General features: G+C 62.4%; 11 protein-coding genes, 1 tRNA gene and 3 rRNA genes. 6 read left to right on the top strand and 9 right to left on the bottom strand.

Annotation, left to right across the window (positions count from 1 at the left end; genetic code table 11):
- From rrf to C481_RS19510, 4 genes are all read right to left on the bottom strand, one after another.
- Positions 1–70, bottom strand: a 5S ribosomal RNA gene (gene rrf / locus C481_RS19525); the annotation flags it as partial.
- Positions 71–186: 116 nt separating this feature from the next.
- Positions 187–3,362, bottom strand: a 23S ribosomal RNA gene (locus C481_RS19520).
- Positions 3,363–3,644: 282 nt separating this feature from the next.
- Positions 3,645–3,716: transfer RNA gene (locus C481_RS19515), tRNA-Ala, on the bottom strand.
- A gap of 140 nt (positions 3,717–3,856) precedes the next feature.
- A 16S ribosomal RNA gene (locus C481_RS19510) occupies positions 3,857–5,314 on the bottom strand.
- 1,224 nt (positions 5,315–6,538) lie between these two features.
- Between C481_RS19510 and C481_RS19505 the strand changes: the two genes are divergently transcribed.
- The gene (locus tag C481_RS19505; protein WP_006111061.1) at positions 6,539–6,874 is read left to right on the top strand and encodes a winged helix-turn-helix domain-containing protein; all 336 of its coding nucleotides are present in this window, start codon (positions 6,539–6,541) and stop codon (positions 6,872–6,874) included.
- 38 nt (positions 6,875–6,912) lie between these two features.
- Positions 6,913–7,209 carry a DUF7521 family protein gene (locus C481_RS19500; protein ID WP_006111060.1) on the top strand — a complete coding sequence of 99 codons (297 nt, stop codon included), beginning with the start codon at positions 6,913–6,915 and terminating at the stop codon, positions 7,207–7,209.
- A gap of 83 nt (positions 7,210–7,292) precedes the next feature.
- On the opposite strand, the gene lpdA is transcribed toward C481_RS19500, so the two are convergent.
- The 5 genes from lpdA to lipA form a co-directional block, all read right to left on the bottom strand.
- Complete coding sequence (gene lpdA, locus C481_RS19495; protein ID WP_006111059.1) at positions 7,293–8,792, bottom strand: dihydrolipoyl dehydrogenase; 1,500 nt, start codon at positions 8,790–8,792, stop codon at positions 7,293–7,295.
- Positions 8,793–8,904: 112 nt separating this feature from the next.
- Entirely contained in the window at positions 8,905–10,557 is a 1,653-nt protein-coding gene (locus C481_RS19490) for a 2-oxo acid dehydrogenase subunit E2 (protein WP_006111058.1), read from the bottom strand.
- Position 10,558: 1 nt separating this feature from the next.
- Positions 10,559–11,569: an alpha-ketoacid dehydrogenase subunit beta gene (locus tag C481_RS19485; RefSeq protein WP_006111057.1), complete on the bottom strand. Its 1,011-nt coding sequence runs from the start codon at positions 11,567–11,569 to the stop codon at positions 10,559–10,561.
- 1 nt (position 11,570) lies between these two features.
- Positions 11,571–12,680, bottom strand: coding sequence for a pyruvate dehydrogenase (acetyl-transferring) E1 component subunit alpha (gene pdhA, locus C481_RS19480; protein ID WP_006111056.1), 1,110 nt, complete (start codon positions 12,678–12,680; stop codon positions 11,571–11,573).
- 369 nt (positions 12,681–13,049) lie between these two features.
- On the bottom strand, positions 13,050–14,150 hold the full coding sequence (lipA, locus tag C481_RS19470; RefSeq protein ID WP_275040074.1) for a lipoyl synthase: 1,101 nt from the start codon (positions 14,148–14,150) through the stop codon (positions 13,050–13,052).
- Here lipA and C481_RS22800 point away from each other — a divergent pair.
- The 4 genes from C481_RS22800 to C481_RS19450 all read left to right on the top strand — a co-directional run bounded on the left by C481_RS22800 (position 14,131) and on the right by C481_RS19450 (position 18,209).
- Positions 14,131–14,412, top strand: coding sequence for a hypothetical protein (locus C481_RS22800; protein WP_006111053.1), 282 nt, complete (start codon positions 14,131–14,133; stop codon positions 14,410–14,412). The genes lipA and C481_RS22800 overlap by 20 nt on opposite strands.
- A gap of 107 nt (positions 14,413–14,519) precedes the next feature.
- On the top strand, positions 14,520–15,035 hold the full coding sequence (locus tag C481_RS19460; RefSeq protein ID WP_006111052.1) for a PH domain-containing protein: 516 nt from the start codon (positions 14,520–14,522) through the stop codon (positions 15,033–15,035).
- Positions 15,036–15,156: 121 nt separating this feature from the next.
- The gene (locus C481_RS19455) at positions 15,157–15,756 is read left to right on the top strand and encodes a hypothetical protein (protein ID WP_006111051.1); all 600 of its coding nucleotides are present in this window, start codon (positions 15,157–15,159) and stop codon (positions 15,754–15,756) included.
- Between the two features lie 95 nt (positions 15,757–15,851).
- Positions 15,852–18,209 (top strand): DEAD/DEAH box helicase, encoded by a 2,358-nt coding sequence (locus tag C481_RS19450; RefSeq protein WP_006111050.1) that lies wholly within the window; start codon positions 15,852–15,854, stop codon positions 18,207–18,209.
- The last annotated feature ends 18 nt before the right edge of the window (positions 18,210–18,227 follow it).

Genomic DNA, 18,227 nt, shown 5'->3' with positions numbered 1-18,227 from the left:
ATACGTAGGCGGGCTTATCAACCGTGTTCGGGATGGGTACGGGAGGTTCCCCGCCACTGTGGCCGCCCTAACGCCGATCAACGGAATCGAACCGCTGTCAAACCATAATCGGTGGCATAACCGTAATGTACGTGTAGTCCAGTTTGCGTCCGGACCCGTTCACGGGTCCGATCCAGATGCAGTATGAATGTGTGGCTTGGCCGATTAGTGCTCGCGGGCTCAACGTCTCGTTGCCTCGACGCGTACACCCCGAGTCTATCGATCTTCTCTTCTAGAAGTGGCCTCAATGGTTCCTCTTTTCCAGGTGGGTTTCGAGCTTAGATGCGTTCAGCTCTTACCCCGTGGTGCGTGGCTACCCGGCACGTGCTCTGTCGAANTGGTTCCTCTTTTCCAGGTGGGTTTCGAGCTTAGATGCGTTCAGCTCTTACCCCGTGGTGCGTGGCTACCCGGCACGTGCTCTGTCGAACAGCCGGTACACCAGTGGCACCCATTCGGAGTTCCTCTCGTACTATACGAACGTTCCTGTCAGGAACCTCACACCCCCAATAGATAGCAGCCGACCTGTCTCACGACGGTCTAAACCCAGCTCACGACCTCCTTTAATAGGCGAACAACCTCACCCTTGCCCGCTGCTGCACGGGCAGGATGGAGGGAACCGACATCGAGGTAGCAAGCCACCCGGTCGATATGTGCTCTTGCGGGTGACGACTCTGTTATCCCTAAGGTAGCTTTTCTGTCAGCAATTGGCCGCATCAAGCAGCCTAATTGGTTCGCTAGACCACGCTTTCGCGTCAGCGTCCGTCGTTAGGCCGGACACTGTCAGACTTCCGTATGCTCTTGCGCTCTTTCCCGCGTCTCCGACGCGGGTGAGGAAATCTTGGGGCGCGCCCGATATCTTTTCAGGCGCGTACCGCCCCAGTCAAACTGCCCGGCTACCAGTGTCCTCCGCCAGGAGTGAGAGTCGCAGTCACCATCGGGTAGTATTTCAATNTGCCTCGGTGACCCGCTAGCGCGGGTACCTGTGTAGCGGCTCCTACCTATGCTGCACAATGGCGACCACGTCTCAGTGACAGCCTGCAGTAAAGCTCTATAGGGTCTTCGCTTCCCCTTGGGGGTCTCCAGACTCCGCACTGGAACGTACAGTTCACCGGGCCCAACGTTGGGACAGTGGCGCTCTCATTGATCCATTCATGCAAGCCGCTACTGAAGCGGCAAGGTACTACGCTACCTTAAGAGGGTCATAGTTACCCCCGCCGTTAACGGGTCCTTCGTCCCATTGTACTGGGTGTTCAGATACCCGCACTGGGCAGGATTCAGTGACCGTACGAGTCCTTGCGGATTTGCGGTCACCTATGTTGTTACTAGACAGTTGGAGCGCCCGAGTCACTGCGACCTGCCCCATTGCAGGGCAGGCATCCCTTATTGCGAACGTACGGGACTAACTTGCCGAATTCCCTAACGTCGGTTATTCCCGACAGACCTTGGCTTTCGCTGCCACGAGTACCTGTGTCGGATCTCGGTACGGACGGTATGCTCGTCTTTTCACGGGCTCCAGGTTGGCTCGACTTGCGCTATCCAGTCATTCGATCGCTTCGTGCCATTACGGCTTCCACGGTCTTCGACTGTTCGACCGGGCGAGTGCCCGGTTCGAGCGGCCCCGAAGCGTCAACTTTGATTGCATACCGGCACAGGAATATTAACCTGTTTCCCTGTTGTCTCAGTCGAACTGCGGTGAGACTTAGGACCGGCTAACCCTCAGCTGATTAGCATTGCTGAGGAACCCTTACTCGTTCGGCCGTCGGGGTTCTCACCCGACTCACGCTGCTACTATGACCAGGATTTTCGTTTCTGAACGGTCCACACGAACTCTCGTTCGTGCTTCCACCCGAACAGAACGCCAACCTACACGGTTNACGGCCAGGTCTCGGTGGTGGATTTGAGCCCCGATCATTTTGGGCGCCTCAAACCTCGGCCGGTAAGCTGTTACGCTTTTCTTAGAGGGTAGCTGCTTCTAAGCTCACCTCCCGGCTGTCTGGGGCTTGAGACCACCTTCGATCGCACTTAATCCACACTTGGGGACCTTAACCCGGCGCTGGGTTGTCTCCCTTACGGTACACAGGCTTACCCCGTGCACCGAACTCCCTGCGTCAAACGACGTTCGTAAGTTCGGAGTTGGACAGGGGGGCGCACTCCTCTCGGAGTGCGGTCCCCCAATCCGTAGCTCTACCTCACGAACTATCTCGGCAGAGGTAATGCTTCGACATTTTTCGGTTGGAACCAGCTGTTTCCGGACTCGATGGGCCTTTCACCCCTAGACATAGATCACGCGAGGGTATTGTAGGACACCAACGCTAACAGGCCTCCACGTGCCTTTCGGCACGCTTCACCTTATCCATGTCTAGATCGTCCGGTTTCGGGTCGTGCCCGTTTGACTCCCCGCGCTTGAACACGGTGGCCCTCGTCGAAAGACTGCGGCCATATCGGTTTCCCTACGCCTTCCCNTTCGGGTCGTGCCCGTTTGACTCCCCGCGCTTGAACACGGTGGCCCTCGTCGAAAGACTGCGGCCATATCGGTTTCCCTACGCCTTCCCTGATAAGCAGGTTAGACTCGTCAAACAGGCACACTCCCTGGTTCGTTTTTCAAAACGCACGACACAACACCGGCTTCCCGTGATGTCTACTACAGGTTCGCACCTGCCTCGTTGCTCACGGGACCTTGTGTGCTCTGTCGTTCGATCGCCAACTGATTTCACGCCCTATTGCACCTCCCTTCGTGGGGTGCTTTTCAGCGTTCGTTCACACTACTTGTTCGCTATNGTCGTTCGATCGCCAACTGATTTCACGCCCTATTGCACCTCCCTTCGTGGGGTGCTTTTCAGCGTTCGTTCACACTACTTGTTCGCTATCGGTCTTGAGGAGTATTTAGTCTTCTCAGTCGATGCCTGAGATATTCACGAGGGATATCCAACCCCCGATACTCTGGAGCTGACTCGTCTCTTACTACGTTACAGTACGGGACTGTCACCCTGTCTCGTGCTCTGTTCCAAGAGACTTCTTGTAACGGTTCTGAGAGTGCATGTCAGTCCGAACACCACATTGCCCGAAGGCTTCGGTTTGGACTGGGATCGCGTTCCTTCGCCAGTACTAACGACATCACGATTACGTTTTCTCTTCCTGCCGATACTGAGATGTTTCAGTTCTCGGCGTTCCCCATTGCGCGAAGCAATTGCGGTGGGGATTCCCATTCGGAAATCCTGTGTTCTTTCCCTCCGTGCGGGTCCCACAGGCTTATCGCAGCTTGGCACGTCCGTCTTCAGCTCTCAAGCCGAGCGATCCACCAGCTGGCACAGTAGCCACGTTCTTCGGATCTGCGTTCCACCAGAGGTGGAACGCAAGTGACCCGGGAACGGGTCCAGTGGACGCCTGGACTACACGTACACACGGTCGCATTTGCACGCCGGTAGACGGCCGGCCTGCATTGACCCTTCCCACTCACGCTTACGCGGAGTGGTGCATCNCTACACGTACACACGGTCGCATTTGCACGCCGGTAGACGGCCGGCCTGCATTGACCCTTCCCACTCACGCTTACGCGGAGTGGTGCATCGGTTACAAGCGACCCGCACTGAGTGCGCGTCGCGATATGGACCCACTGGGATTTGAACCCAGGGCATCCTCCTTGCAAAGGAGGCACTCTCCCACTGAGCTATGGGCCCACCCCGATGGCTCAAACGAGCCATCGGGAAGCGTGATGTAAGCCTTGGTAGTTCAAAGGTGCCCGCTCGGTTCGGCGGACGGCTGCTGTAACCGAACGTGGACTGTAGGTGGGCTGGGGCGTCGCCCCAGTCCCGATCTGTGGAGGTGATCCAGCCGCAGATTCCCCTACGGCTACCTTGTTACGACTTAAGCCCCCTTGCGGAGCCCAGATTCGACCCGGGAACCGGGCCTCATCCGGACCCCACTCGGGTGCTTTGACGGGCGGTGTGTGCAAGGAGCAGGGACGTATTCACCGCGCCCTTCTGAGGCGCGATTACTACCGAATCCAGCTTCATGAGGGCGAGTTTCAGCCCTCAATCCGAACTACGATCGAGTTTCGGAGATTAGCGTCGCCTTTCGGCGTTGCATCCCACTGTCTCGACCATTGTAGCCCGCGTGTCGCCCAGCACATTCGGGGCATACTGACCTACCGTTGCCCGTTCCTTCCTCCAGTTTGGCACTGGCAGTCCTCTTAATGTACCCAACCACCACAAGGGTGTTGCTGGCAATTAAGGGTGCGGGTCTCGCTCGTTGCCTGACTTAACAGGACGCCTCACGGTACGAGCTGACGGCGGCCATGCACCTCCTCTCAGTGGCTCAGGTAAGCTCATCACACTGACCGTCACTGCACACTGTCGATGCTGGTGAGATGTCCGGCGTTGAGTCCAATTAAACCGCAGGCTCCTCCGGTTGTAGTGCTCCCCCGCCAATTCCTTTAAGTTTCATCCTTGCGGACGTACTTCCCAGGCGGTCTGCTTCACGGCTTCCCTACGGCACAACACAGGCTCGTAGCCTGTGTCACACCTAGCAGACATCGTTTACAGCTCGGACTACCCGGGTATCTAATCCGGTTCGTGACCCGAGCTTTCGTCCCTCACCGTCGGATCCGTCTTCCAGAGGCGCTTTCGCCACCGGTGGTCCGTCCAGGATTACGGGATTTCACTCCTACCCCAGACGTACCCCTCTGGTCTTCCGGTCCCAAGCCAGGCAGTTTCCACCGGACGCCTGCGCGTTAGGCGCGCAGATTTCCCGATGAACTTGTCTGGCCAGCTACGGACGCTTTAGGCCCAATAACAGCGGTCATCACTTGTGCTGCCGGTATTACCGCGGCGGCTGGCACCGGTCTTGCCCAGCACTTGTTCCTCNGAGAAAAGCGAGGACTATATGCCCTCGCACCTGGAGTCCCCTTATCGCACTCGCGTGCAGTGTAAAGGTTTCGCGCCTGCTGCGCCCCGTAGGGCCCGGTATCTTGTCTCAGATACCGTCTCCGGGCTCTTGCTCTCACAACCCGTACCGATTACTGGCACGGTGGGCCGTTACCCCACCGTCTACCTAATCGGCCGCAGCCACATCCTATAGCGCCGGAGCGTTTCACGCTCTCGCCACTCCAGGCTGAAAGCGTTATTCCGGATTAGCCTCAGTTTCCCGAGGTTGGCCGGATCTATAGGGTAGTTTGGCCACGTGTTACTGAGCTATCTGCCACGAGTCTAAACTCGTGCGACTAGCATGGCTAAATCGGACTCCAATAGCAATGACCTCCGGCAGGATCAACCGGAATGGTCTCCCCAGCGCGAAGCTGGGGGGTTGGCGGTGAATGCTAATGCACTCACACTAAATGGGTCCACGTTCGGTGAGCGGCCGCGATCGTGAACCGATCGGGCGTCACCGAACTACCAAGGCTCACATCAGANATGCACTCACACTAAATGGGTCCACGTTCGGTGAGCGGCCGCGATCGTGAACCGATCGGGCGTCACCGAACTACCAAGGCTCACATCAGATCCCATCTGTACGGCGGACCGCAGGGGTGGAATCCTCATTTCCTTCGGACGTATTCGTAGGTTATCTGGGGTACTTAACCCCTTCGAACCCGAACCGTCCGAGCGACGACGCGCTGAGAGTTCAGCACGTCGCCATCACGCGTTCGTTGCGTCATATCCGAGTGCCCTGGTATACTTAAGGGCATCGTCTCGCGGTGCGAGGCACCCCGAGACGAGACCCCAGGTGACAGCCGAGGTGGCTGACGGGCAGGTGGATATGATGCCGACCTCCGTGCCGGGAAACGGCCGGAGGGGACGTGGCGGCGTGGGCCACGTCGTTCGCATTAAAGACGAGGCGAGGGTACATATATAAGGCCGTCGTCTCGGAGGCGGTCTGGTCCGTGTTGATCCCTCTCTCAAGGTAGAGAGTCACGATGGTTGATTGCCGGCTGTATTTCCTAGTTTGAGTGGGTCAAAGAAGAATAGAAGGACCGAGACCAACACTGAGTATCTTATTACCAGTGGCTAAAGCACAACTGTGGATGCGAGTTGGAGCTACAGGTGGCTATGTTGAGAGCAATGTCCGTCTCGGTAGAGAAAGGTCTCGTCTCGAGTTCAGGTCAGGGAGAGTCGAGTATGAACGTGTTACGCGGGCGGAGGTCGGTCGGTCATCCCGTCCTCGTAGATCGGTCGGACCGGATGATACCCGCGTGGGGTGTGTTCGGAGGCGCGAGTGTAAGAAGGTTTGTAGTTGGTGGTTGTGGTCGGTGTGGCGTGGCAGCGGTGTTCCAGCGGGAGTGGGAGAGGACGGTTGAAATGGAATACGATTACTGATTTGTGTGGGGTCGATCGGTAGTGGAGATGGGGTCGGTCTAGCAGTTGGAAACGATTCACTGTTTGCCGAGCACCGCTCGGGTCGATCGGCGACAACGGTTGAGAAAACCGCTGAAATCGGGAATAAGGCGATCAGCGGGGGAGCACATCGATGCGAATAAACGGCACGCGTTACAAGGAGAGAATGAATGGTCCGGGACCCGATCGGTTCGGAGTCGATGCCGTCTGCAGCGGAGATTTGCGCTGCACTCGACGACCCTGACTGCCGTGAGATTATTCGAAATCTCGAGGAACCGATGACGGCTTCTGAACTCACTGCCCGGTGTGAGATCCCGCAGTCGACGCTCTACCGAAAACTCGAGTTACTGACGGAGTCGACGTTGCTCGAGGAGACGACGGAGATTCGCCGCGACGGGCACCACGCAAGCAAGTATGCTGTCGCGTTCGATGAGATCACACTAGGGTTAGACGAGGACCGGTCGCTATCGGTGCAGATCGACCGTCCAGCTCAGACGGCAGACTAACGGCTTGCAGAACTCTGGTCGGAGGTGCGAAAGGAGACATGAGTCCATACAACACTGGCGGAGCAGAGATCGCGCTTGCACTCGCAGTCGTCAAAACGCTCGTCCTCATCGTGGGAGGCATCATTACGTACTTCGCGTTCAAGGCTTATCGGCGGACGAGACAGCGAGCACTCGGGTATCTGTCGTTCGGATTCGGCCTCGTAACGCTCGGATTCGTACTGGCAGGAATGCTGTATGAAGTCCTCAACGTCCATCTGATGATGGGGGTCTTGCTCGAGAGTCTGCTCGTACTCGCAGGCTTTCTCGTGATCGCGTATTCACTGTACGTACAGTAACAGCGAGATATCGAGAGTGAACCCGAGTGCAGGCCCTGAGAGTGAAGCGGCCCGAAGAGCGGCAACTGATTTCGAGCGGAGCGCTATCGATTTAGTGTGTGAATTGCGTGTCCAAGCGCGTTCTCAGCGGCTTCCATCACTGACTCCGAGAGTGTCGGATGTGTGTGTACCGTCGAGGCAACATCCTCAAGAGTTGCCCCGAGTTCGATTGCGAGTCCGAGTTCGGCGACGAGTTCGGACGCTTCGGGGCCGACGATGCTAGCACCGAGGACGTAGCCCTCGTTTTCCTCGGCGACGATTTTGACGAAGCCGTCGCTCTCACCGGTCGTGAGCGCGCGGCCGCTGGCCTGGAAGGGGAATTTTCCGACGGCGGTGTCGAAGCCGGCGTCCGCCGCGTCCGTCTCGGTCATGCCGACGGTGGCGATTTCGGGGTCGGTGAAGACGACGGCGGGCATCGCCTGGTAGTCGATCGCCGACGGCTCGCCGGCGATGACCTCGGCGGCAACCTGACCCTCCATGCTGCCCTTGTGGGCGAGCATCGGTTCGCCGGCAACGTCGCCGACGGCGTAGATGTGGTCGACGGACGTGCGTGCGCGCGAATCGGTTTCGATGAAGCCGTTGTCGTCGATGTCGACGCCGGCCGCATCAAGGTCGAGCGTATCCGAGACGGGGCGGCGGCCGACGGCGACGAGGACTTTCTCGGCGTCGAGGTCGAGCGATGCTGGCTCCTCGCCTTCGCCCTCGGCCTCGGCTTCGCCGGCTGCAGCGCCACCGTCCGCCGCAACATCGGCTCCGTCGACGGGATCTGCGACGACGCGAATGCCGGACCCGTCCTCGCGTTCGGACCACTCTGCAGCCGTGTAGCCGAACTCGAACTCGATGCCGAGGTCGGTCGCGTGCTGTTTGACGGGACGTTTGAGGTCGTCGTCGTAGCCCGGTAGCATCTCGTCGAGCATTTCGATGACCGTCACGTCCGTGCCGAGTTTGGCGAAGACGCTCGCGAGTTCCATGCCGATGTAGCCGGCACCGACGACGACCAGCGAGTCGGGGACGGAGTCGAGCGAGAGCGCCTGGCGCGAGTTCAGGACGGGCTCGTCGCCGTAGGAGAAGTTGGGAATCTCGATGGGGCTCGAACCGGTCGCGACGATCGCGTGTTCGAACTCGAGGGTTTCGGAGCCCTGGCCGTCGCCGTCGTGGGAGATACGGACGGTGTTTTCGTCGGTGAAGGTGGCGGTGCCCTCCATCAGGTTGACGCCGTTTGCCTTGCAGAGCTTTTCGACGCCGCCGGTGAGCTGGTCGACGACGTCGTCTTTCCAGCTGACCATCCCCGAGAGATCGATTGCGGGATCGGCGTGGATGCCCATCTGCTCGGCGTTGCGGGCGTCGTGGGCGATGTCGGTGGCCGTGATCAAGGCTTTCGATGGGATACAGCCGTAGTTCAGGCAGGTGCCGCCGTAGGCGTCTTTCTCGACGAGCGTGACGTCGAGGTCGAGCTGGCCGGCTCGAATGGCGGCGACGTAGCCGGCGGGCCCGGCACCGATGACGAGGACGTCGGTCCCGGTGGTAACGTCTCCGACGACCATCAGTGGAGACCTCCGTTCGAAGTCGCGCTCGAGTTTTCGGTAGCCAATCGTACCGTGTGCGTGCGCATGTGCATAGGTAGGGTGGGTAGTGTCTAACGTTTAGGGGTGGTGGTCACTCGAGCAGGAGCAAGTCCGGATTCTCGAGGTATTCCATCACCGTGTTCGTAAACCGTGCGCCGTCGGCACCGTCGATCAGTCGGTGGTCGAACGACACCGAGAGGGTCAGCACGGACCGCGGCTCGATCGACTCGTCGCCGTGCTCGTCGGTGACGACGCGGGGCTTGCGCTTGATCTCGCCGATGGCGAGGATGCCCGATTCGGGGTAGTTCAGAATCGGGGTCGCGTACTCGCCGCCGATGCCGCCGATGTTCGTGATCGTGAACGTCGACCCGCGGAGTTCGTCCGGGCTGATCGAGCGGTCGCGAGCGCGCGCTATGAGTTCGTTCATCTCGGAGGACAGTTGGAGCAGTCCCTTCCCGTCGGCGTCGTCGACGACCGGCACCATCAGCCCGACGTCGGTCGCCGTCGCAACGCCGATGTTGTAGTAGTTGCGGTGGACGATCTCCTCGTTTGCCTCGTCGATGACCGCGTTCATCTCGGGGTGTTGCTTGAGCGCCGCGACGACGGCTTTCATGATGAACGGCATGTAAGTCAGCCGAATACCCTGGTCCTCGGCGCGGGATTTGAGCCGTTCGCGGGCCTCGACGAGTTCGGTGACGTCGACCTCGTCGTGGTGGGTGACGTGGGGTGCCGAGAACTTCGACTCGACCATCGCGTCGGCGATGGTCTTGCGGACGCCGCGGAACGGTTCGCGGCGTTCGCGCTGGCCCTCGGCGAACTCGTCCGCCGTCTCGCCGACCGCCTCGCCGGCTTCGAGCGCCGCCGCGTCGGCTTCCTGAGCCTGGCGCTGGGCGTCGGCGTATTCCTGAACCGCTTCGGGCGTGACGAACGCCTCGCCGTCTCGCTCCTCGGTGGCGGGGACGGCGTCGAGGTCGACGCCTTCTTCCCGGGCGATCCGACGGGTCGCAGGAGCGGCGAGCGTTCGGTCGCGGTCCGCAGCGTCGACCTGCGCCGGCGGCTGCGTTTGTGTCGCGGTGGCGGTCTGGGGACTGGATCCGGTTGCCGTCTCCGTTCCAGAACTGGAGTCTGCTGCCGACCCTTCCTCGGTTGCGTCGGCCGTCGTCTCCGCAGCAGCGCCCTCGTCGGCCCCCGCAGCCGCTTGTGCCGTCCCGCTCGGTGCGGTACCCGCAGCGGCCTGCACGTCGGCAGCAGTGACCCGTCCGCCCGGACCGCTGCCCCGGATCTGCGAGAGGTCGATTCCCTCGTCGCGGGCCATACGTCGCACTCGCGGGGGCGCGAAGATCCGATCGTCGGGCGTCTCCGCCGACTCGGTGTCTTCACCGGCACCGGTCGCGCCGGGATCGCCCGCGGGTTCGGTGCCGCTGTCGCTGTCGCTGTCGGTTTCCGCCGCACTGTCGGGCGTTTCAGCCGCTTCCTCCGCTGTGGCATCGGTCGCTTCGTCCTCGCCGTCCACGTCGAACGTGACGAACACGTCCCCGACCGGGATCACGTCGCCCTCTTCGAAGTGCAACTCGCGGACCGTTCCGTTGACCGGGGCAGGGACCTCGACGAGCGCCTTGTCCGTCTCGACCTCCGCGACCGGCTGGTCCTCGCTGACCGTCTCCCCCGATTCGACGAGCCAAGAGACGAGTTCACCTTCGGCGACGCCCTCGCCGACGTCGGGGAGTTCGAACTCGCGGACCATGTTAGATCCCCACCGCGTTCCGAATACCCGACTCGATACGGGCCGCCTCGGGCAGGTAGTAGTCTTCGAGCGCGTACAGCGGGAACGGGGTGTCGAAGCCGGTGATTCGCTCGACCGGTGCCTCCTGGTAGAGCAGCGCCTCCTCCTGGATCGTCGCGGTGATCTCCGCGCCGAGACCGCCGGTCTGTGGCGCTTCGTGGACGACCGCCGCCCGACCGGTTTTCTTGAAGGATTCGACGATCGCGTCCTCGTCGAGCGGCGAGAGCGTTCGCAGGTCGACGACCTCGACGTCGATCTCGCCTTCGAGGTTCTCGGCGGCTTCGATCGTCGGACGCGTCATCGCACCCCACGTGAAGACGGAGATATCGGACCCCTCGCGGCGGACCGCAGCCTCGCCGAGCGGCACTTCGTACGATTCCGCGGGGACCTCCTCGCGGAAGGCTCGGTAGATGAGCTTCGGCTCCAGGAAGACCACCGGATCGGGCGAGCGGATCGCACTCGTCAACAGCCCCTTCGTATCGTACGGCGTCGAGGGGACGACGACCTTGAGCCCGGGTTGGTGGACGAACATCGACTCCGAGGATTCGGAGTGGTGTTCGGGGGCGCGGATGCCGCCGCCGTAGGGCGCGCGAAGAACCATCGGGCACGTAAACCGACCGCGCGAGCGCGTTCGGAGCCGCGCCGCGTGCGAGACGATCTGATCGAATCCCGGGTAGATGAAGCCGAGGAACTGAATTTCGGGCACCGGGCGCATCCCGTAGGCGGCCATGCCGACCGCCGTGCCGATGATTCCGGACTCCGCGAGCGGCGTGTCGATGACGCGGTCGTCACCGAACTCGTCGTATAACCCCTCCGTGGCGCGGAAGACGCCGCCGTTTCGGCCGACGTCTTCGCCCATGACGACGACGTCCTCGTCGCGCGCCATCTCGCTCTGGAGTCCGTCGCGGACCGCCTGTACCAGCGTGAGGTTGTCGGATTCGGATTGTGCGTGTGAGTGTGATTCTGCAGCCATGTTATCCCTCCAACAGCGCGTCGTCGCCGTGTTCCTCGCGAATCGATTCGAACCACTCGAGTTGCTCCTGCAGCCGCTTCGGCATGCCCTCGTAGACGTGCGCGAAGATTTCGGCCGGGTCGGGCCGTTCGACGGATTCCGCGGCGTCGATGGCATCTGCGACGTCGCTTTCGATTCGGGATTCGATCGCACCGACGCGTTCGTCGTCGAGCATCCCGTTGTTCCGCAGGAACGTCTCGAGACGCGGAATTGGGTCCTTTTGCTTCCAGCGTTCGACTTCGTCATCGTCGCGGTAGACCGAGGGGTCGTCGGCGGTCGTGTGTGCGCCGAAGCGGTACTGGACGGCCTCGATCAGGGTCGGCCGGAGTTCGTCGTCGTCCGGGTTCTTCGCTTTCTCGACGGCGTCTCGTGTGACCTTGTACACCGCGAGCGGGTCCATCCCGTCGACCTGGACGCCTTCGAAACCGTAGGCGGTCGCCTTCTGGGCTAACGTGGCGCTCGCGGTCTGGCGCTCGCGCGGCACGGAGATGGCCCACTGATTGTTGTTACAGAAGAAAACGTTCGGCGTGTCGAAGACGCCGGCGAAGTTCAGTCCCTCGTGGAAGTCGCCTTCGGAGGTCGCGCCGTCGCCGAAGTAACAGAGAAAGGCCTTCTCCTCGTCCTGCAGTTGCGAGGCCCAGGCGGCCCCCGTCGCGTGCGGGATCTGGGTCGCGATCGGAACGGCGACGGTGAAGATATTCGTGTCCTCGGGGATGTGATTGCCCTTCTCGTGGCCCATCCAGTACAGTAGGGTGTGTTCCAACGAGAGGCCACGAACCAGCCCGACGCCGTGTTCGCGGTAGCTGGGGAAGACCCAATCGTCGGTATCCAGCGCGTGCGCGCTGCCAACTTGTGCGGCTTCCTGTCCCGACAGCGGCGGATACGTTCCCATCCGTCCCTGTCGCTGCAGGCTCACCGCGCGTTCGTCGAAGTGGCGAACCAGCCGCATCTGTTCGTACATCTCGACGAGTTCAGCCTCGGAGAGGTCGGGGACCTCGGCGTCGTTCAGGACGCGGCCGGTGTCGTCGAGGATCTGTACTCGTTCTCGGGGGTCGCGTTGTATCGTGCTCACGGAGATACCCACCTGCGCATGCTCTAGTGAATTATCGCTCCTGTTAAAGGATTTTCGTAAATAGTTTACTGTCAGTGGAATTCTTGCCATCGTGAGCGAAGGACCGGGGAGAATCGCGTCGAGAATGCCGCGATCGTTTACCTTGATTATTATTTTTAGAATAGCCCCGGAAAGAGCGACGGCTTTCGCCAGAACAGTGGACAGTTGGGCAGCAAACTGTCGGAAACGGGCGATACGAACGGTACCGATGGTGACGTAGATTCGCGAATCGAGATCGATCGACGAAAACGGACGGGTGCGAGGCGGAAGGAAAGAGAAGGAAACGAAACGGGACAGGTCGGGACGCTCAAACCGCGCTCGTCGCCGCGCCTACTCGGTCGCCGAGACGGGTGAATCGACGCGCCGAGCGTTCCTGCGGGCCTCCTCGACGCTCTTGCCCGCTCGGAGGACGGCGTCGACGAATAACTCGCCCGCTTTGTACGACGAGCGGACCATCGGACCGCTGGCGCAGTAGAGATACCCCAGTTCTTCTTCTGCGACCTGCCGCCACGTCTCGTACTTGTGCGGGTGATCGTAGCGCTCGACATCCAGGTGGTTCCGCGAGGGCTGGAGGTATTGCCCGAGGGTGACGATGTCGACGCCGCGCTCGCGACAGTCCGCGAGGGTCTGGTAGACCTCGTGGTCGTACTCGCCGTGGCCGAGCATGATCGACGTTTTCGTGTAAATATCGGACTCGCGGTCGACCTGCTCCAGCACGGAGAGGGACTGTTCGTAGCCGGCGCGGCGGTCGCGCACGGGAAACTGGAGGCGATCGACGGTTTCGACGTTGTGCGCGATCACGTCCGGATCGGCGTCGATGATCTTCCGCACGAGTTCGGGTTCCCCTCGGAAGTCGGGGATCAGCACCTCGACGAGGATGCCGGGGTGGCGGTCCGTGATCTCGCGGATGGTATCGGCGAAGTGACCCGCGCCCTGATCGGGGAGGTCGTCCCGGTCGACGGACGTGAGGACGACGTAGTCGAGGCCGATTTCGGCGATGGCGTCGGCGACGTTCGCGGGTTCGTCGGGATCGAGCGGCTCCATGCCGCCGGTGGTCACGTCGCAGAAGTTGCACGCGCGCGAGCAGCGATCGCCCATGAGCATGAACGTGGCCGTGCCGCCCTCCCCCTCGCCCGTTCCGGCCCCGCCGGACCAACACTCCCCGAGATTCGGGCAGTTCGCCTCCTCGCAGACCGTATGCAGGTCCCGCTCGCGGAGCGTTTCCCGAATATCGGTGAACTCCCGCCCCGACGGGGGCCGCATCTTGAGCCAGTCGGGCTTTCGTGCGCTGCGCATACCGGACCGTTGCCGCGCGAGGTGAAAAACCGTGGTGGTTCTCGCGGTCTGACGATCCTCCCGCACTCCCGGCCGGACACGCGCCCCCGCTCCGGAAAAGTCGGATGCTGAACTCGTGACCGTCGGCGCTCGCATTTCTCAGGGAACCAAAGAGGCGCTCGTGACCGCACTCGCGGTCCGTTCGTCGACCGGCACGCACCCAGTTTCGATGGCAAACGCCGAGAAGATCGTCGACTTCGTGGCCGGAATCGATCCGATTCTGGATCGGCTTCGGACAATGACCACCATTTCGGGTGATCTCGCCGTCACGACGGTCGTCGGCCGCTGGAACGACGCGGTCGAGTTCAGCGCCGGCGTCTGGAACGGAGAGTCGCCGACCGAACGCGCCGACGGATAGGGACCGCGACCGGTTCGATTTCCGCACTTCCGAAGCGGCGATCGAGCTGCCGCTACTTAGGCATTCTCACGCCACCTTTACGGCCACGAACGGAGTAACGGCGGGCAATGGGGTTGGGTTCGACTCCCAAGTGGTTTCACATCAGCGACGACGAGGACATCATCTGGGAGAGTCGTCCGCATCCGATTTCGATGGGGACCAGGATGCCGATCGGAATCGGGGTCGCACTCGTCGGCGTCTTGCTCGCTACCTGGAGTGCGACCGGCGGTATCGACACGCTGACGCTGTTCGGCGTCGCAGTCGCCCTCGTTGGCGCGGCCATCGCGCTCGCGTGCTACCTCGCCTGGACGAACACCCGGTACGTAATCACCTCCGGCGAACTGTACAAGAAACACGGCGTCATCTCCCGGAACGTCATCCAGTTTCGCCTCGATCGCATCCAGAACACCAGCCTCCGGCAGACGATGCTCGGCCGCGTCCTCGGCTACGGCGACCTGACCGTCTACACGGCCGGCTCCGGCGACCCCGAACTCACCTTCGAGCGCGTTCCCCAACCCGAACGCGCCTCCAGTTTGCTCAGCGACGAACTCGAGGAGACCGTACGCAACGAGCCGGCCGTGTAGCCGTGTGAATCGCGCTCCGGACTACCGGGGCTACACCAGCAACTGTGCCACCCCGAACGAAACGACCACCTGATCCGGCGATACACAAAGCATATTACGCGGACGATGGTCGCCCCAGCCGATGGCACACCGGTCGCTGTCGGTAACGGGACGGTCGGTATCGCGCGCGACACGCGTCGCGGCCAGCGCCGGCGTCGGCGTTCTCGCTGCCGCGGTCGGCTACCTCGTCACCTACCTGCTGGTCGTCGACGAGGTTCGCGAGGCCTTCGGCGATAGCGTCGCCGACTGGATGGGCGTCGCCTGGTACTACTACAACGCCCACTTCGTCGAAATCGAAGCCTACGGGGAGGTCGGCGGCTTCAGTCGCACTGATACCGTCGACCTGATCGCCCAGTCCGAAACCACGAGTTCGGTAGCCGCGTATGCGATCCCGCCGCTCGTCCTCGTCGCCGTCGGGGCGATACTGGCGTCGCAGTTCGACGCGCGAAATCTCGGCGAAGCGGTTGTGGTCGGCGCGCCGGTCACGATCGGCTACGCCGTCGTGATGGGGCTGGGCGCGGTCGTCGCCGAGTCGAACACGGAGGCCTCGTTCTTCGGCATCGATTCTGCAGCATCGATGGCTCCAGAACTCCCGCCCGCGCTCGTCCTCGGCGGCGTGCTCTATCCGGTCGTGTTCGCCACGGTCGGAGCGGTCGCGGCGGCCCTGGTCCGGTCGCAGTAATCGGTCTCCGTCTCGAATCGGTTGCCCGCAGTTGTCAGCCCGCTCGCACGCACCGAAGGAAACGCCTTTCACCACCCGCTTCCCGTTTTTGCCTGATGGAGGTCGCCGAGGTTCTTCCCGAGTTCGCCGACGCCTTCGCCTTTACCGAGTTCAACCGCATGCAACGCGAGGCCCTGCCCGCGCTGCTCGAATCCGAGGCCAACGTCGTCGCCAGCGCGCCGACCGCCTCGGGCAAGACCGCGCTCGCCGAACTCGCGATCTGCAAGGCGCTCGCCGACGGCGGGACCGCGCTCTTTATCGCGCCGCTGCGGGCGCTGACCAACGAGAAGGAAGACGACTGGGACCGCTTCGAGGAACTCGGCTACTCGGTCTACGTCGTCACGGGCGAGCGCGAACTGAACTCGCGACGCGCGCGCCACGCGGACATCCTCGTGATGACGCCCGAGAAACTCGACTCGGCGACCCGCAAGCACGATTCCCGACGGTACGATTTCGTCACGGACATCGACGTGTGCGTCATCGACGAGGTTCACCTGTTGGACGCCGATCGACGGGGATCCGTCCTCGAAGTCACGATCTCCCGCCTGCGTCGGCTCTGTGACCCGCGCGTCGTCGCGCTCTCGGCGACCATGCCGAACGTCTCCGACGTGGCGGCCTGGCTCGACGCGCCCGATGAGACCACCTTCGAGTTCGACGAGGAGTACCGCCCGGTCGAACTCAACGCCGGCGTCAAGACCTACACGCACGGCGAGAACTCCTTCGCGGACAAGTACCGCCGGCTGTACCGGGCGCTCGATTTGGCGGAGCCGCACCTCCGAGAGGACGGCCAGGCGCTCGTGTTCGTCTCCTCCCGACAGGACACCGTGCGGGCGGCCGAGAAGGCCCGCGACGAGATCGCCGAACGCGACGTACCGATGGGCGCGCGCGGCGACTACGATTTCCATACGGAGTCGAAGGAACTCGACAACGACACGCTCCGCAACTCCGTCCTCGACGGCGTCGCCTTCCACCACGCGGGCCTCTCGAAGAACGACCGCGACCTCGTCGAGGAGTGGTTCAAGGAGGGCATCGTCGAACTGCTCTTTTCGACCTCGACGCTGGCCTGGGGGGTGAACCTGCCCGCCCGCTGCGTCGTGATTCGAGACACGAAGCTCCACGACCCCCTGGAGGGCGAGGTCGACATGAGTCCGCTCGACGTGCTCCAGATGCTCGGGCGCGCGGGCCGACCGGGCTACGACGACGTGGGCTACGGCTGGGTCGTCTGCGACGGCGCGGAGGCCGACAAGTACCGTCGCCTCCTGCGAAACGGCAAAGAGATCGAATCGCGCCTCGCCGAGAGCCTGGAAACGCACCTGAACGCCGAGATCGCGATGGGCACCATCACCGATCTCGACGACGTGATGGACTGGCTCGAAACGACCTTCTACTACGTCCGCGGGCAGTCCCGCCCCGAGGACTACGACTTTCCGAACCTCAGACAGCGCGTCCGGGACTGCCTCGAAGAACTCGTCGACCGCGGCTTCGTCGAAACCGGCGAGGACCTCTCGATCGAAGCGACCCCCCGCGGCGTGCTCGCCTCGAAGTACTACCTGCGGCTCCCGACCGCCGCCGCCTTCGCCGAACTCTGTGACCGCGCGGCCGACGGCCCGGGAACGCTCGAGATGGACGACATTTTGACGGCCGTGGCGACCGCCGACGAGTTCGACTCGGTGTCGGCCCGCCAGGACGAACGCGACGCGATCGACGCGGTCCTCGTCGGGACCGACGCCGGCGACCTCGAAGCCGGGCAGCGGAAGGTGCTCGCAATCTTGCGCAGTTCCGCGAGCGGCACGACGCCGGCGGAGTTGCGAAGCGACGCCTGGGTCATCCAGCGGAACGCGACGCGACTCATCTCCGCGCTGGGGGCGTTTCTCGACCGATTCGTCGGGCCGCACGCGGCGAATCTCGCGCGCCGAACCGAAGCCCGAATCGAGAACGGCGTCGCCGAGGACGCGGTCGGGCTGACGGCCATCGACGGCGTCGCGGCCGGGCGGGCGAGTAAACTCGCGAAAGAAGGTGTGTCGACCCCCGGCGACGTTCTCGACGCCGATATCGACGGCATCGTCGGTGCCGGCCTCTCGGAAGGCGTCGCCGAGCGGATTTACGAGGGGGCACAGTCCCTTCCCTCGATCGAGTTCAGCTGGGGTGCGTTCCCCGAGTCGATCGACGCGGGCGAGAACGAGGTCTGCGAGGTGACGATCCGTAACATCGGCGAGCCGGCGCGGGCCGGCATCCGCGTCACGGTCAATAGCGTCGAGATGACCGCCACCAGTACCTATCTTCGAGATACCGAAACCGTCCCGGTCGGCGTTTTCGGTGCCGACGCGGACGAACTCGAGTTCACGGTGAGCGTGGCCTTCCCCGAGGAACCGCTGGTTCCGGTCGAGGGGACGCGGACCGTCCGCGTTCGGTGACGGGAGCCGAACCGGGGT

It is taken from the genome of Natrialba asiatica DSM 12278, assembly GCF_000337555.1.
Taxonomy (GTDB): domain Archaea; phylum Halobacteriota; class Halobacteria; order Halobacteriales; family Natrialbaceae; genus Natrialba; species Natrialba asiatica.
Note: the sequence above shows the minus strand (reverse complement) of the source record. Positions and strands in the feature narration are given on the sequence as shown.